Origin of the sequence: Pseudidiomarina piscicola (assembly GCF_902806985.1) — a bacterium.
In the GTDB taxonomy this organism is placed as follows: domain Bacteria; phylum Pseudomonadota; class Gammaproteobacteria; order Enterobacterales; family Alteromonadaceae; genus Pseudidiomarina; species Pseudidiomarina piscicola.
Genome location: NZ_CADCXY010000003.1, coordinates 236,363 through 251,284 on the forward strand (window position 1 = coordinate 236,363; position 14,922 = coordinate 251,284).

At 42.3% G+C, this 14,922-nt stretch carries 10 protein-coding genes and 3 pseudogenes; all 13 read left to right on the plus strand.

What is annotated here, in order from left to right:
• The first annotated feature begins 3 nt into the window (after positions 1-3).
• Complete coding sequence (locus tag PSI9734_RS08030; protein WP_173920592.1) at positions 4-1,116, plus strand: DegT/DnrJ/EryC1/StrS family aminotransferase; 1,113 nt, start codon at positions 4-6, stop codon at positions 1,114-1,116.
• On the plus strand, positions 1,113-2,420 hold the full coding sequence (locus PSI9734_RS08035) for a polysaccharide pyruvyl transferase family protein (protein ID WP_173920593.1): 1,308 nt from the start codon (positions 1,113-1,115) through the stop codon (positions 2,418-2,420). Before PSI9734_RS08030 ends, PSI9734_RS08035 begins: the two co-directional genes overlap by 4 nt.
• Positions 2,420-3,160: a WbqC family protein gene (locus tag PSI9734_RS08040; RefSeq protein WP_173920594.1), complete on the plus strand. Its 741-nt coding sequence runs from the start codon at positions 2,420-2,422 to the stop codon at positions 3,158-3,160. The genes PSI9734_RS08035 and PSI9734_RS08040 overlap by 1 nt, the downstream gene beginning before the upstream one ends.
• Positions 3,161-3,173: 13 nt before the next feature.
• A complete protein-coding gene (gene purN, locus PSI9734_RS08045; RefSeq protein WP_173920595.1) occupies positions 3,174-3,860 on the plus strand; it encodes a phosphoribosylglycinamide formyltransferase in 687 nt (228 codons plus the stop codon).
• Positions 3,861-4,337: 477 nt separating this feature from the next.
• Positions 4,338-4,628 (plus strand): annotated as a pseudogene (locus PSI9734_RS08050) (transposase); the annotation flags it as partial.
• Between the two features lie 57 nt (positions 4,629-4,685).
• A complete protein-coding gene (locus tag PSI9734_RS08055) occupies positions 4,686-5,891 on the plus strand; it encodes an IS256 family transposase (RefSeq protein ID WP_173920596.1) in 1,206 nt (401 codons plus the stop codon).
• Positions 5,892-5,925: 34 nt separating this feature from the next.
• A pseudogene (locus PSI9734_RS08060) lies at positions 5,926-6,349 on the plus strand (transposase family protein); the annotation flags it as partial.
• A 448-nt stretch (positions 6,350-6,797) separates the two neighbouring features.
• Complete coding sequence (locus PSI9734_RS08065) at positions 6,798-8,243, plus strand: lipopolysaccharide biosynthesis protein (protein ID WP_173920597.1); 1,446 nt, start codon at positions 6,798-6,800, stop codon at positions 8,241-8,243.
• 46 nt (positions 8,244-8,289) lie between these two features.
• The gene (locus tag PSI9734_RS08070; RefSeq protein ID WP_173920598.1) at positions 8,290-9,303 is read left to right on the plus strand and encodes a glycosyltransferase family 2 protein; all 1,014 of its coding nucleotides are present in this window, start codon (positions 8,290-8,292) and stop codon (positions 9,301-9,303) included.
• A gap of 370 nt (positions 9,304-9,673) precedes the next feature.
• Positions 9,674-9,853 (plus strand): annotated as a pseudogene (locus tag PSI9734_RS08075) (transposase); the annotation flags it as partial.
• 424 nt (positions 9,854-10,277) lie between these two features.
• Complete coding sequence (locus PSI9734_RS08080) at positions 10,278-11,480, plus strand: O-antigen polymerase (RefSeq protein ID WP_173920599.1); 1,203 nt, start codon at positions 10,278-10,280, stop codon at positions 11,478-11,480.
• Between the two features lie 92 nt (positions 11,481-11,572).
• Positions 11,573-12,688 carry a glycosyltransferase family protein gene (locus tag PSI9734_RS08085; RefSeq protein WP_173920600.1) on the plus strand — a complete coding sequence of 372 codons (1,116 nt, stop codon included), beginning with the start codon at positions 11,573-11,575 and terminating at the stop codon, positions 12,686-12,688.
• 60 nt (positions 12,689-12,748) lie between these two features.
• A complete protein-coding gene (locus PSI9734_RS08090) occupies positions 12,749-14,875 on the plus strand; it encodes a bi-domain-containing oxidoreductase (protein ID WP_173920601.1) in 2,127 nt (708 codons plus the stop codon).
• Positions 14,876-14,922 lie beyond the last annotated feature (47 nt).

The following is a 14,922-nucleotide window of genomic DNA, read 5'->3' on the forward strand; positions in this document are numbered from 1 at the left end:
AAAATGATTCCTGTCACAAAACCCTATTTGCCATCACGCGAGAAACTTGACAAATACATCGACGGTATTTATGGACGCAATTGGTTGACCAACAATGGCCCCTTAGTTCAGGAGCTTACAAGACGGTTAGAAGAGTATCTAGGAGTTGAAAACTTACTGTTGGTGTCAAATGGTACTTTGGCGTTGCAGATAGCCTATCGTGCGCTAGAAATTAATGAACCTGTTAATGGCAGGTCGGCCGAGGCAATTACCACGCCATTCACTTTTGTTGCCACTTCGAGTTCATTGAAGTGGGAAGGGATTGAGCCGGTATTTGCGGATATTGGTTCTGATACGTGGTGTTTAGACCCAAACAATATCAAACCAGCAATTACCTCGCAGACTAAAGCAATTATCCCTGTGCATGTGTTCGGTAATGCTTGTGATGTAGAGGCAATTGAGGGTATTGCGAATGAAAATAACCTAAAAGTTATTTACGACGCAGCACATGCTTTTGGCGTGCAATACAAAGGGGAGAGCTTGCTCAAGTGGGGCGATGCTGCAACTTTGAGCTTTCATGCAACTAAAGTGTTTCACACCATAGAAGGTGGAGCGATTGTTTTTAAGCGCAAGAAAGATTTTGAAAAAGCTAAGTTACTCATTAGTTTCGGGATTACAGGAGCAGAAACTATCGAAGGTATTGGTATTAATGCCAAGATGAATGAGTTTCAGGCGGCAATGGGGCTGTGTTGCTTAGACGAAATCGAAAGTATCTTGTCTTCGCGCTTGAGAATTATAGAACAATATAAAGAAAAGCTTGACGGGCTGGTGACATTTCCTGTTTGGAAACCACAAACTAGCCAGAATGGAGCATATCAACCAATTTTGCTTGACTCGCAAGAGACCTGTGTTGAGGTCATTTCAAATCTAACTAAGCAAAAAATATTTTCTCGAAGGTATTTCTCTCCGTCATTAGATGAGCTGGAGGAGATATCAATCGAACACATATCTCAAACATCGAGAGATATTTCAAAACGAATCCTTTGTTTACCATTATATAGTGAGCTTTCGAACTCCGATGTGGAGCTTATATGCTCAATAATACAAATCACGTTAAATACGAAAGGTAATTTATGAACATTCTTGTAATCGGACAGTGTACTCTTCATTGGGGACGAATGGAATTTGGTAATATTGGTAACTTTTATATTATGGAGCCATTCTTTCGAGAACTTCATAAAACCTTTGATAATGCGAAGATCAAAACTACAATGCAGTTTTCAGATCGATTCCAGTCTGACGAAAAGGTTGAAAGCCTTCCGTTGGAACATTATTACGCTTGGCGTGATAATGAATTGGAGTTGGTCCAGAGAGAGATTGAAATTTCTGAAGGGTTTAAGTCAACAGGCGCATTATCCGAGACTACTTTGTTTTTGGACGCAGTCCAGTGGGCCGACTTAGTTATTGACTTCAGTGGTGATATCTGGGGAGATAACGCAAACTTCCTAGGCCAAGATAGATTTGAAGTTGGATTGTTGAAAGACCAGGTTGTTAAGAATTTGGGTAAACCATTAGTTATGTTAGCTGGTTCTCCCGGCCCCTTCACAAATGAACGAACCAAAGAGCTTGCTAAATCTGTGTATAAACAGTTTGATTTAGTAACAAACCGCGAACCTATTAGTACAGACTTGCTGGAATCTTGGGGATTTGATGTTTCTCGTACACATAGCCTTGCTTGTCCGGCATTTATGTTTGAACCTGCTAGCGGAGATAAAGTAAAGAAGTTACTGGCGAAAGAAGGCCTCGATAAGGTTGCTCGTACTAAGCCTGTTGTCGGGTTTATCCTTTGCGGATGGAACTTTGAAAGCGGTCCTTTCGATAAGTGGCCAAGAGGTGACGAAGAATATACAGTTTTTGCTGAAGCAGTGGAATACATCACTGAGACTCTAGGTGCGAGTGTTTGCCTAATGTCACACTCGAATGGTTTTGACGTGCCTCCAGCTCCCTTTGAGTTAAAGCATGGTCGAGACTACCCGATAATGAAACAACTTGAACACGTTTTAATGGAGCGGGCTATTTCAAAGGACTTTTTCATGCTCAATGATGTTTATGATGCATGGGAAACAAAGGCGATCGTTGCGTCTTTTGATATGCTGGTTAGTGGGCGCATTCACGCAGCTGTTGCTGGTTTATCTCAGCACGTTCCTACCGTTATCATCGATTATGGCCATGAGCCTAAAGCGCATAAACTAATGGGGTTTGCAACGGTTGCAGGGGCTCAAGAGTATGTATCTGATCCTTGTGATGTTAATGATCTTAAAGAAAAAGTAGCTAAGTGCTGGGGGAACTTGGACGATTATCGTGCGAGACTTATTGTTGATATACCAAAGGTTCATGAGCTAGGACGCAAAAACTTTAAGCTAGCAAAGGATGTTTTATAATGTCGAGCGAGAAAAAGGTTGCGATTATGCAACCATATTTTTTGCCCTACTTGGGGTATTGGCAGTTAATCAATAATGTCGATACGTTCGTAGTGTATGACGAGATAGAGTATACAAAGAAGGGGTGGATAAATCGTAACCGTTATTTGAATAACTGTTCTCCAAAGACTTTTTCAGTGCCTCTGCAAAAAGCATCTGATAGCTGCTATATCGTCGAGCGTAAAGTAGCTGCGGCTGCACAGAAGGATTTAACAAAAACACGACGAGCTATGGAGTCAAGTTACCGAAAAGCTCCATTTTTCAAAGAAGGGATGATTTTATTTGATAAGTGCTTGTCGCATCTTGAAGCAGATAACCTATTCCAGTTTATTCTTTCATCAATTAACGAAGTAAATACGCTTCTTGAAATTGACACTGACGTCTTAGTATCTTCCGAGTTGCCAGTGTCTCCGGCCCTGCGTTCCCAAGAGCGCGTTATTACAACCTGCGAGTCTTTAGGCGCAACTCATTATATAAACCCCATCGGCGGAATCGAGCTGTATGATTCAGATACTTTCTCAGAGAGCGGAATCGAGCTATGCTTTCAAAAGGTTCAGCCGTATAGATACTCGCAAGGATGCGCCGAGTTTGTTCCGCATTTATCTATCATTGATGTGGTTATGTTTAATGGTATGGAAGGCACGAAGGAACTGCTAGATAAAATGGACTTAGTGAAGACTCCTAGTGCTAAGTGTCAGTAGTCAAAGGTAAGTTATGAAAAGCAGGTCAAAAATAAAAGTTGTATTCATTGTCTCCACAGGTGGGAGTGTTATTAAACGTGCTTTTGATGACGGCTTTTTCGCTGAAAACGATATTCAAATTGTATCTGATAGAAAGTGCGGCGCGATTTCGTTTGCCAAGGAAAATGGGATTGATAGTTTAGTTCTGGAGAGTAAAACAGGTTCCGGTTTTTCACGACGGCTTTTTGATGCCTTTCCGAAAAATAATAACGAGTTATTTGTGTCGTTTTACACGCGGTTGCTAACTCCAATTTTCTTGAACGCCCACCCTGGCAGGGTCATTAATTTTCACCCCTCGATTTTGCCGGCGTGTCCTGGACAAAAGGGGTTTGAAGATACAATAAATAGTGGATCAATGTTCATTGGGTCAACAGTCCACTTCATTGATGAGGGAATTGATACCGGAAAACCGTTACTTCAAGCTGCTGCACCTCGCAATATAACACTATCGGTCGAACGGCTAAGGCATAGAGTTTTCTTGCAGCAGGTGATTTCACTCGTTCAAATCGTACGCTGGTTCAATAATAAATCGATTAACTACTCATCTCAAAATGGGGTTGTTTCAATCGCTGGGGCTGAATACTTGGTTGGCGAGTTCTCTCCTAATTTAGACTCTGACTTGAGAAGTCTATGGGACTCAATACTTCGCGATGCCTCGTAGAATGAAGATGTGTGTTTGATACATTTATTAATGTGCAAGCTCCAATTACCTAGACTGAGTCGTAAGAAAAAATTTAGGTATTTTATCTCGCTCTGTTATGTCCCTAGCTGAAAAACATCTTTAGGCATTATCTGGAACCTCTTTGAGGAGTTAGCTCGTAGAGGTTTCGGTGTTTTTGTAACGTTGATATTGGCGTTTACCAGTAATGTAATCTGGATTTGACCGAGCTCTAATACGGATGCCGGATATCAACCAAACAGATTATAACACGGCATTTTTCGTGAACAGTGCGTTAGATGCTGCGCTCGTATACTTACTGTTGTTTTAAATGCTCCGCTGATAGCTGTGTTTTACGAAGGGTCGCAATTAGTTCTATTGATACGAGGTGCAGCGCTCTCGATTGTCATGTAATCCCCCAGAAAAATCGGAGCAGTTATAAGTAGAAAATTCCGTTAAACTAAAACGAAGGAGTTTTCTATGCGCAAATCACGATACACAGACCGTCAGATTTTAGCGATTCTGAAACAAAACGAGAACGGTGTACCCGTTCCAGAGCTTTGCCGTGAACACGGTATGAGCTCTGCTCAATTTTATAAATGGCGCGCCAAGTTTGGTGGCATGGACGCATCGATGATGAAGCGTCTTAAAGAGCTTGAGGACGAGAATAAACGCCTCAAGAAAATGTATGCCGAAGAGCGACTCAAAGCTGAGATCCGCAAGGAAGCCCTTGAGGGAAAGCTGAAAAGCCATCTCAGCGCAAGGAAGATGGGGTAGTGTTCAGAATTCTGTGTCACTTCGTTAAACTAAGCAAAAAAGAGATGACACATGACCAAATCAAACTTCGATATGGAAGCCGCCTTAAAGCAATTGCGTGAAGGCAAAGACCTCACCGGCAAAGACGGTATCCTAACACCACTTATCAAGCAACTCACCGAAGCCGCTATGCAGGCTGAGCTTGACGAGCACCTTGCCGATAAAGACCAGCCTAACCGTAAAAATGGCTCAACGTCAAAGTCGGTCAACAGCCCGGCTGGCAGCTTCGAGCTCAATACACCGCGTGACCGTGCAGGCTCCTTTGAGCCGCAGTTGGTGAAAAAGCATCAAACGCATTTAACTGATGAGCTCGAGCGTAAAATCTTAGCGCTGTTTTCGCTTGGCACCAGTTATCAGGATATCCGCATGCACATTGAAGATTTGTACGGTATTTCGGTGTCCAACGGCACCATCAATGCGGTCACCGACAAACTGTTGCCGGAGCTGCAAGCCTGGCGTGAGCGGCAACTAGAAGCCGTTTATCCAATCGTCTGGCTCGATGCCATTCACTATAAAATCAAAGAGAATGGCCGCTTTATTAGCAAAGCGGTGTACACCATTCTCGGCCTCAATGTTGAGGGTAAAAAAGAGCTGCTCGGTCTGTACCTGTCTGATGCGGAAGGCGCACATCATTGGCTGAGCGTGCTCACCGACCTACACAATCGCGGCGTTCAAGATATCCTGATTGCCTGCGTTGATGGCTTAAAAGGCTTCCCTGAAGCCATCGAAAGCATCTACCCAAAAACCGAGGTGCAACATTGCATCATTCACCAAATTCGTAACTCGATGAAATACATCGGCAGCAAAAACCAGAAAGCCTTTATGGCCGACTTAAAGTGTGTGTACAAGGCAGTGACCCTATTGGCTGCCGAAAGCGCACTGGACGACTTAGAAGCCAAATGGGGCGACAAATACCCCATTGTTATCAAATCCTGGCGCAGTAGATGGTTCACGCTCTCCACCTACTTTAAATATCCAGATTACGTGCGTACCGCCATTTATACGACCAATGCCGTTGAGGCTGTGCATCGTCAGTTCCGCAAACTCACCAAAACCAAAGGTGGTTTCGCCAACGAGAACAGCTTGCTCAAGCTGCTGTACGCGGGTATCTTAAAAGCATCTGAGCGTTGGTCGCATCCAGTACAAAACTGGAGCTTGACGCTATCACAGCTGACCATCCACTTCGAAGGCCGACTGGATGATCACATCGACCTATGAAAACTTGGCTGACACAGAATATTGAACACCCTCGGAGATGGCGCTAGCTACCATTCAACGCCATGGTATTAGCGTTCGTTTTGCCTGTGTTTGCATGGGTATTAGCGAGAGCTGTTACCACTGTCAAAGCAAACTCAGCGATGAAAACTCTGTGATTGCTGATTGGTTGCTGCGCTTAACCACTGCGCAGAAGCGCTGGGGTTTTGGTTTATGCTTCTTGCACTTGCGTAACGTGAAAGGATTCCCATGGAACCACAAGCGCGTGTATCGCATTTATCGCGAGCTAGAGCTGAACTTACGAATCAAACCCAAGCGCCGCCTGCGACGCGACAAACCGGATGCTTTAAGCGGGTTAACCGCAATGAATCAAGTTGGTCGATGGGCGTTTACTACGAACCTTGAACGTTATTGATGACTACAACCGCGAAGGCTTAACTATCGAAGACGATCTCTCGCTGACGGAGAAGTGGTTTACGGCCTCTTTAAACTTACAATTGATGTGTATCGCGATGATGTTACTTCCACCTCTTTCGATTAACTTGAATACCCTTAAATAAAAAGGGCGTTCGGATTGCAATTCCCCCCCGAAACAGCGACGCTAATGAACCCAAGTCGCTGCGGACAACGAGACGTGCGCAACTGCGCCCGGCCGGTCCAACAGCATTGAGCCCGGGAAAAATCGTCATTTAAGAAGGCTAAAAACAGGCAGCGTAAATAATAAAAAAGGGCAACTATTTTGAAAAACACCGAGAGTTTTAGCTTTGTTTGTTGATGATGACTTACATATAGAAGGTGACTTTTTATATATAGCGATACTCCCAAACCAATTTAAAAGTTTACTTAAATTGGTTGAGCTTTTTGGTCAAAAAGCATTTTTGATATCAAGAATGAAATAGTAACTCCAGTATGAAATCAATGAACCGAAGAATTGGCATAGGCGTTGCCTGGAATATGATAAACCTCCTTGCTTCAAAGGGGGCTAGCACGGTCTTTTTACTATTATTGGCTAAGTTTTTAGCCCCCGATGCTTTTGGTTTAATTGCTATGACGACGGTTGTCTTCGAGCTCGCCAACGTGTTCGTCGCATCAGGGCTTGGTACGGCTGTTATACGCAGCAAGTCGATTTCGGTCTTAGATCTCAACACTGTTTTTTACACGAACCTAGGCATTAGCATTTTTGCTTATACTGCGATTTTTATCAGTGCGCCTTATGTTGCGACGTTCTATAGCCAACCTGAGCTCACGTCGCTCATAAAAGTGATGGGCTTAATTGTTTTTATTAATGCCGCAAAGATTATCCAATCTGCGATATTGAGTCGCGATATGGATTTCAAAACACTGATGAAAGCCAACACGATTGCAACGTTGCTTTCGGGGACCCTTGCTGTGACTGCGGCATATTGTGACTGGGGCGTGTGGAGTTTGGTGGTGTTGATGGTAAGCCAAGCTTTAATATCTGCTTCGATACTTTGGTTAGCGAGTTCATGGCGGCCACAACTGCGGTTTTCAGGTGAGTCTTTTTCTCGACTTTTCGCATTTGGCCGCAATTTGCTCGGTGAAGGCTTACTTTCCGTTGTGTTCCAAAATTCTTATGTATTGGTTATTGGGCGCTTCTTTAGCGCTGAAATCACAGGGTTATATTTCTTTGCCCGGAAAATAAATGACCTTATATCGCATCAGTTGACTGGCGCAGTTCAACAAGCGACTTTTCCAGCGCTTTCAACTTTGCAAGATGATTATCAGATACTAAAACATAAATATCGGCAAATCATGCAATTGATGATGTTTATGATAGCACCAATTATGCTGCTTCTGGCGGCACTGTCATTTAGGGTTGTTGACTTATTGTTTGATGAAAAGTGGCTCGGTGCAACGCCTTATTTGCAGTTGTTATGTGTGGTCGGATTGCTTTACCCAATTCATGCGTTAAACGTAAACTTACTAAATGTTATTGGGCGTTCGGATCTGGTTTTTAAAGTTGGTCTTTTTAAGAAAACAGTGAGTTTGCTCCTTCTTTTTCTAGCTCTTCCTCATGGAGTTATTGGCATTGTCTGGTCTCAGGTAATTGCTTCATTCTTGGCTTTACTTCCAAATACTTACTTTTCGAAAAAGCTTGTCGGTTACTCGCTTGCGGAGCAACTACGCGATGTGGTAAAGCCTGTTTTCGCGGCGGTTTTGGGCAGTAGTGTAGCCGGGCTGTTGGCGAGTGTGCTCGCATTGAATCCGTATTTGATTCTGTTGCTGACGGTATGTTGTGGTGTGTTTTGTTACCTTATTTCTAGCTTCTGGCTTCGCGCTGAAGGCTTGTTACTCATATTTGATAGGCTTTCGCGGCGTGTAGAGCGCGAATAACACGTTCCGTTAAGTTCTGAAGTATAATTAAAGTAGGCCTGAATTAATGAAAAATCAAGTAGCTCAAATATCTCCTGACTTGTTACGAACAGAGTCAGAAATCATTGCCTCATGGACAGAAGAGTACGACCAGCCGTTAGTCTCTGTTAGCTGCATTACATTTAATCATGAAAAACATTTAGAAGACGCCATTATTGGCTTTTTAAAGCAGGAAACTACCTTTCCTATTGAGATCTTGATTCATGACGATGCCTCTACGGACGGTACCTCAAAAATTATAGATAAGTATCGGGAGAAGTATCCACATTTAATCAAACCAATGATTCAAACAAAAAACCAGTTCTCAAAGGGCTTCATAGCGCAGTCTTTTAATGTTAACAGAGCACGGGGAGAGTTCTTAGCCTTGTGTGAAGGTGATGATTATTGGCTATCAAGTAGTCACCTTCAAAGAGCTATTGAGGTATTCATGGCTGAGAAGGATATTTCGATCTATGGTGGAGCAAGCTATGTCCTAAAAGGGACTAAGGTTAAAGTATATACTCCTAACCCTAAAAGGTTTAGCCTAAGTTCATATGTTAAAAAGACACCGTTTGTGACTACATGCTCCTTAGTTACAAAAACAGAAATTTGGAAAAAGATTTTAAGCATCCCTGTCTACGGTGGACGTTACTTTGCGGGTGACACTAGACTGAAGCTAATTAGCCTTACATTCGGTGATATGTACGTAAGTCAAAATCCAGGCGTTGTATACCGGAAAAACTCAGGCAGCTCCTCGTGGTCGAGTAGGAACATTACAGAAGAGGTGGACGTTCGAGAGTTACTGGATAATTTAGCGATTACGCGGGAGGTTGGTATATTGTCCAACTATATAGATTCGGATACTCTATTCCGCCGAGTTCAGTCTGAAAGTCTGCTGAAAGGTTTGAATTTAGCAGCAAGGAAAGGTAATTTTGCATGGTTGTGCTTTATCCTTCTCCATTTGAAATTGCTTTCCCCAAGGTTTTCTCGGCCGGTGATCTACTGTAACCCATTAGTTAAGAGGTTAAGGAAATATAAGTAGGAATGCAGCAAGTCGCTTATCTTTGAATTGAAATTGAGTACATTTTAAAATGTAGCGGTAAATTAGTAGATGGAGTGAGTGGCTGATTCTGAAAAAAGTGTTCAATATTGTGTATCAGCCAAGTTTTCATAAATCTATGTGGCCATTCAGGCGACCTTCAAAGTGGATGGTTAGGTGAGACAGAGTCATATTCTAGTATTGTAGCGAGTGCGAACAGCGCTCAGCTGGTTTTAAAATACCCGCATAAAGAAAGCTTAAGCAAGATGCTCTCATTGTTAAAGCCCCTTTGGCTTTGGTCATGTAATCCCCCCGAAAAATCGGAACAGTTATAAGTAGAAAATTCCGTTAAACTAAAATGAAGGAGTTTTCTATGCGCAAATCACGATACACAGACAGTCAGATCTTAGCGATTCTGAAACAAAACGAGAACGGTGTACCCGTTCCAGAGCTTTGCCGTGAACACGGTATGAGCTCGGATCAATTTGGCGGATGGAACGCATCGATGATGAAGCGCCTTAAAGGGCTTGAGGACGACAATAAGCGTATCAAGCTCAAAGCTGTCGGCAGGACTCTTCACTAATTTCGACGGCGAGCCGTTTTTGTGGTTAGGCTGTCCTTTATTACTGAGGTGTCCTTCAAACTCAGCCTGCATAGTGGCCTCGGTGAGTTGCTCGGTAAGGTGCGTGAGGAGCTCGTCCTGGCCGGTGAGGTCTTTGCCTTTACGCAATTGTTTAAAGGTGGCCTGCCATGTCGAAGTTTTTTGATTTGTCAAGTATCATCTCTTTTTGCTTAGTTTAACGAACTGACACAGAGTTCGGAACACCACAAAAAGGTCAAATGCATATGATCCTTGTTGACTTAGACATATTTTTTGTATTTAGATCACGCCCTTGACACAACTTAGTGGAGCTTTTAGCTTGTACATATATTTCATTTTAGGATTGATAAAGTCAATTGTTTTTTATCGGAAGACTATGATGAGAAACGAGCTTTTGGCGTTTATAGTTTTCTTATTCGGAATGATATTTTATCTCATCCCTTTCGTCTACTTTGTCAATGATGCTGAGTTGAGTTTAAAGTATTCTGAAAGTTATTTGTTGTTAACATCCGTATTTATAGCTAACTTGGTGATTTTTTTAGGGGTATTAAGATTGTCACGAAAATATCTGTTAGCAGATATTAGGGATAGAATAAAGACAACAAGGATCCCCCCCCTTTTTAAGCTAAGAGACGGAATGGTCATATGCTTTTCCTTGATGGCGTGGTTTTTTCTAGATGTTTTCTTAAGTGAAAGCCTTCTTGATGTAAGTTCTCGCGGTGAGTTTCTACTCGAAAACTATAATGACCGCCTTGAGACTGGGGGATTTTCTTTCGTAACGAAAATACTTAAAGTTTTGCTGTTTGTAACCATATTAGATATCTATGCTCATGGTAAAAAGAGACTTGCATACTTGCTCTTTGTGATTATCTCGCTCTTGGAGATTGTTCTAATTGTTAAAACATCAACTCATCGGTCTCCTATTATTTTTATTTTCGCCTCTATTTTCTTTGCTTATCTCGTTTTTCTGAAAAAGGTTCGTATATATTCCTATATTTTAATAGTAGGGATGTTAATCCTTCCTATCTACTTTTCCGCTGCGGCAATGATGCGAGCTGGTTTAGATATCAACCTTTCAGATTCTTACTCAAAGATTTTGACTCACGGATACACAGGACTATACACTGTTTCGGAAATTCCGGTATTAAAGGATGCATTGTCGTCAGGCCGAGTCGAATATGAATATGGGAAACAGTTGATCTATACGCTATTAACTCCAATTCCAAGAGTTGTATGGTCAAATAAGCCTAATGTGAGCTTTAGCTCTCGTAAGACGATTGAGATTTATGGGGCAATACGCCCCGGCAATTGGGTTAGAACTTTCACGTTGTTTGGTGAGGGTTATGCGCAGTTTGGCTATTTAGGTGTTATATTATATGGGGTTATTTTTGTCGCTTTTCTTAATTTTGTTTTCTTTGTGTTAAGCAAGCATATCTATGTAATTCTTCCTATGTTGAAATACCTTGCGTCCTTTCCACTGTTTGTTCGGGCCGATTTATTTTCTTTCGTTGGAGCGATGTTACCTATCTTGATCGTCTTGCTCGGACTTAAACTATTAACGGGAATTGAAAGACGCTAATGTCTAGTTTTAGTAGTTATTGGTCGTAGATGGTTTTACTATGGTAAAGGTTGAAGTAGGCCCTTGGGTATTAGTGAGGAGCGTGTTTTGATATGAAGAGTTCGATTGTGTTCGTTTTGCCGACAGTTGGACAACCAAGATTCTCTAAAAGAATAGAGACAGTTTCAACGGCACTCCATCTCAAGGGAGTGTTTGCGTTTCAAAGGGATTATCACAAAGGCTCAAATGTAGGGCATAAGGTCGAGTTACTAGGTGAGCTACGAAAGGGAAGATATATTGCACGTTTAAACGCCTATCTTAAAGCGTTGCTAGTTGTGCGTAAATCGGTAAAAGATACTGATATTATATATTTATTCGGTTCAGACCTAGTATTCTTGGGGGTTATTGCTTGTATCTTTACTAAATGTCAAGTTGTCGTAGAGGTAGGGGATATTCGGCCTATTCAAACATCTAAAGGAGTTCTATCCAGAATTTATCGGTGTATCGAGAGACTATTCCTAGCAAAAGTGGGGCTACTAGTCGTTACCTCCGAAAAATTCAAAACTGAATTTTTTCAAGCTTGCTACAGGATAGAAAATATAGTGGTTGTTGAGAATAAAGTCCAGTTTAGCTGGTATGATAAAGGATATTACACAAGACTACTCAAAGCTGAAGAGGAAAGTGGTCGAGTCAAAATAGGCTACTTTGGTTTGTTAAGGTGTGCTTGGTCCGCTAATTGCCTTTATCATCTTTTGAGTGAGTACTCAAACAAATTTGAACTTGTATTAGCAGGGTTTGTTTTTGATGGATACACTGAGTTTCAGAAGCTGATATCTTTAGATAATGTCTTGTATCTAGGTGAATATAAAAACCCAGAACAGGTTTCTTGTTTATACAACGAAGTAGATATTGTCTGGGGAGCATATAAGCCAATCGAATCGTCAGACTATAACTTGAAATGGGCTAGAACAAATAGGTTTTATGAAGCTACAGTTATGGGGAAGCCTCTAATTTTACGTGAAGGCTCACAGGATGGTGTTTTCGGGAAGAGTTTAGGGAATTCAGTTCTACTGTCAGATGCCAATTATGTTACATGCGCTGAGCGGATAGCCGCTGAGCTACCGGATAAAATGACATCGTTAAGAACAGCGTCAGATAGAGTTAAGGCGTTGGATTACACGACGAAAGAACAAGACCTAACGTTAATAGAACGGTTGTTAGAGATTTAATAAGAATACTTTAAAGTTACCAGTAGCGATTAAAAATTTTCAATCAAATAAAGAAAGCATATGAAACAAATACTTCAAGATCTGTCAAAAGGTCACACTAGCATTTTAGAAGCTCCTACGCCGTTAGTAGCCGCGGGAACTTTGCTTATAGATACGAGAGTATCGTTAATTTCAGCTGGAACTGAGCGCATGCTAGTGAGCTTTGGCAAGGCTTCCGTTCTCGAAAAAGCGCGTCAGCAACCTGAAAAGGTAAAAATGGTTTTGGAGAAGATTAAAACGGATGGCCTGGCAACCACGTTCGAGGCAATAAAAGCAAAGTTAACTCATCCAATTCCCCTTGGCTATTCTAATGTTGGTGTGATTTCGGATGTAGGCGATGGAGTTAAGGGATTTAAGTTAGGCGATCGTGTCGTCTCAAATGGAGCACATGCTGACATTGTTCGAGTCCCCAAAAACCTTTGTGCCCGTATCCCGGATAATGTGACCGACGAGGAAGCTTGTTTTACGGTTGTCTCTAGTATTGGTTTACAAGGAGTTCGCTTATTAGCTCCCACACTTGGTGAGTCTTTTTGCGTTATTGGGGCTGGCTTAATAGGGCTAATTACTATTCAGCTGTTGAAAGCGCAAGGTTGCCGCGTTCTTGCAGTCGACTATGATGAACAGAAACTTGAGTTAGCACGGCAATTCGGTGCGGACACATGTAACCCTTCAAGCGGGCAAGACCCTGTCGAAGTTGGTCTTGCATTCAGCCAGTGGAGAGGTATCGATGGCGTAATTATCACTGCCTCGACAAGTTCGTCAGATCCGATTAGTCAAGCTGCAACAATGAGTCGTCGCCGCGGGCGCATTATTCTTGTAGGTGTTACTGGAACGGAGCTAAACCGCTCAGAGTTTTACGAGAAAGAGTTGACTTTTCAAGTTTCGTGTTCATATGGGCCTGGGCGTTACGATCCAAGCTATGAAGAATCCGGTAATGACTACCCCTTCGGTTATGTACGCTGGACAGAACAACGAAACTTTGAAGCTGTTTTGGAGATGATGTCTTCAGGCCTTCTTGATGTACGGCCATTAATTACACATCGTTTCGAATTTAATGATGCGATAGACGCGTATGACATTCTTAGTAACGATAAGGCAGCTCTAGGTATAATTTTAATGTATTCGCACGATGTTAAGACCCGTGTGGTACCAAGTATTTCTTTGAATGGGAGTGGAGAAGTTTACCCAGGAGAGCCAGTTGTAGGTTTTATTGGTGCGGGAAGCTATGCGTCACGCATGCTTATTCCAGCATTTAGAAAAGCCAATGCGAATTTACACTCAGTCGCGACTTCTGGAGGAGTAAATGGAGTTATCTATGGCAAAAAAGAAGGGTTTAAAGAAGCAACAACTGATACTGATGCGTTGATAGCTAACGATAAGGTTAACACTATCGTGATAGTGACACGCCATAACAGTCATGCGCGATTTGTAAAACAGTCACTTGAAGCTGGTAAGCACATTTTTGTTGAAAAGCCATTAGCAATAACCTTAGGTGAAGTGGTCGAGTTAGAAAAAGCATTTCACGAGGTCGACTATAAACCTCTTTTGATGGTTGGCTTTAATCGTCGCTTTGCGCCCCACGTCCAAAAAATGAAAAGATTACTTGATCCAATCAAGCAACCGAAGACCGTAGTCTTGACTATCAATGCCGGCTTGGTTCCTGCAAGCCATTGGACTCAGGATATCGAAGTGGGTGGTGGTAGAATCATCGGAGAAGCGTGCCACTTTATCGATTTAGCACGTTTTCTTGTGGGGTTTTCAATTACTTCAATTCAAGCAAAAAGTATTGGAGACGCAGGCGGAGCAGAGATCACTGAAGACAAGGCTACAATTATAATCACCTTTGAGGACGGATCATTGGCTACAATTCATTACTTTGCCAATGGGGCTAATAGCTTTCCGAAAGAACGGGTTGAAGTTTTTACGTCGGGACGAGTATTACAACTAGATAATTTTCGTTTACTAAAAGGGTTTGGATGGCCAAACTTCACGAAAATGCGATTGTGGCGTCAAGACAAAGGCCAAAATGCGTGTGTCGTGGCTTTTTTGAAGTCTATTAAGCGTGGGGGTTCAGCCCCAATCGCCTTAGATGAGTTGTTTGAAGTTACTCGAGCAACTATCGAGGCTGCTAACCAGATTAGAAAGTAAGTTATGAGGGCTGCAATGATAAATGTAACCGCTCCGTAAATATGGCA

Bases quoted from the DNA above. Each gene is read 5' to 3' on its own strand.
- PSI9734_RS08030 (WP_173920592.1), top strand. From the start codon at position 4: ATGATTCCTGTCACAAAACCCTATTTGCCATCACGCGAGAAACTTGAC.
- PSI9734_RS08035 (WP_173920593.1), top strand. From the start codon at position 1,113: ATGAACATTCTTGTAATCGGACAGTGTACTCTTCATTGGGGACGAATG.
- PSI9734_RS08040 (WP_173920594.1), top strand. From the start codon at position 2,420: ATGTCGAGCGAGAAAAAGGTTGCGATTATGCAACCATATTTTTTGCCC.
- purN (WP_173920595.1), top strand. From the start codon at position 3,174: ATGAAAAGCAGGTCAAAAATAAAAGTTGTATTCATTGTCTCCACAGGT.
- PSI9734_RS08055 (WP_173920596.1), top strand. From the start codon at position 4,686: ATGACCAAATCAAACTTCGATATGGAAGCCGCCTTAAAGCAATTGCGT.
- PSI9734_RS08065 (WP_173920597.1), top strand. From the start codon at position 6,798: ATGAAATCAATGAACCGAAGAATTGGCATAGGCGTTGCCTGGAATATG.
- PSI9734_RS08070 (WP_173920598.1), top strand. From the start codon at position 8,290: ATGAAAAATCAAGTAGCTCAAATATCTCCTGACTTGTTACGAACAGAG.
- PSI9734_RS08080 (WP_173920599.1), top strand. From the start codon at position 10,278: ATGATGAGAAACGAGCTTTTGGCGTTTATAGTTTTCTTATTCGGAATG.
- PSI9734_RS08085 (WP_173920600.1), top strand. From the start codon at position 11,573: ATGAAGAGTTCGATTGTGTTCGTTTTGCCGACAGTTGGACAACCAAGA.
- PSI9734_RS08090 (WP_173920601.1), top strand. From the start codon at position 12,749: ATGAAACAAATACTTCAAGATCTGTCAAAAGGTCACACTAGCATTTTA.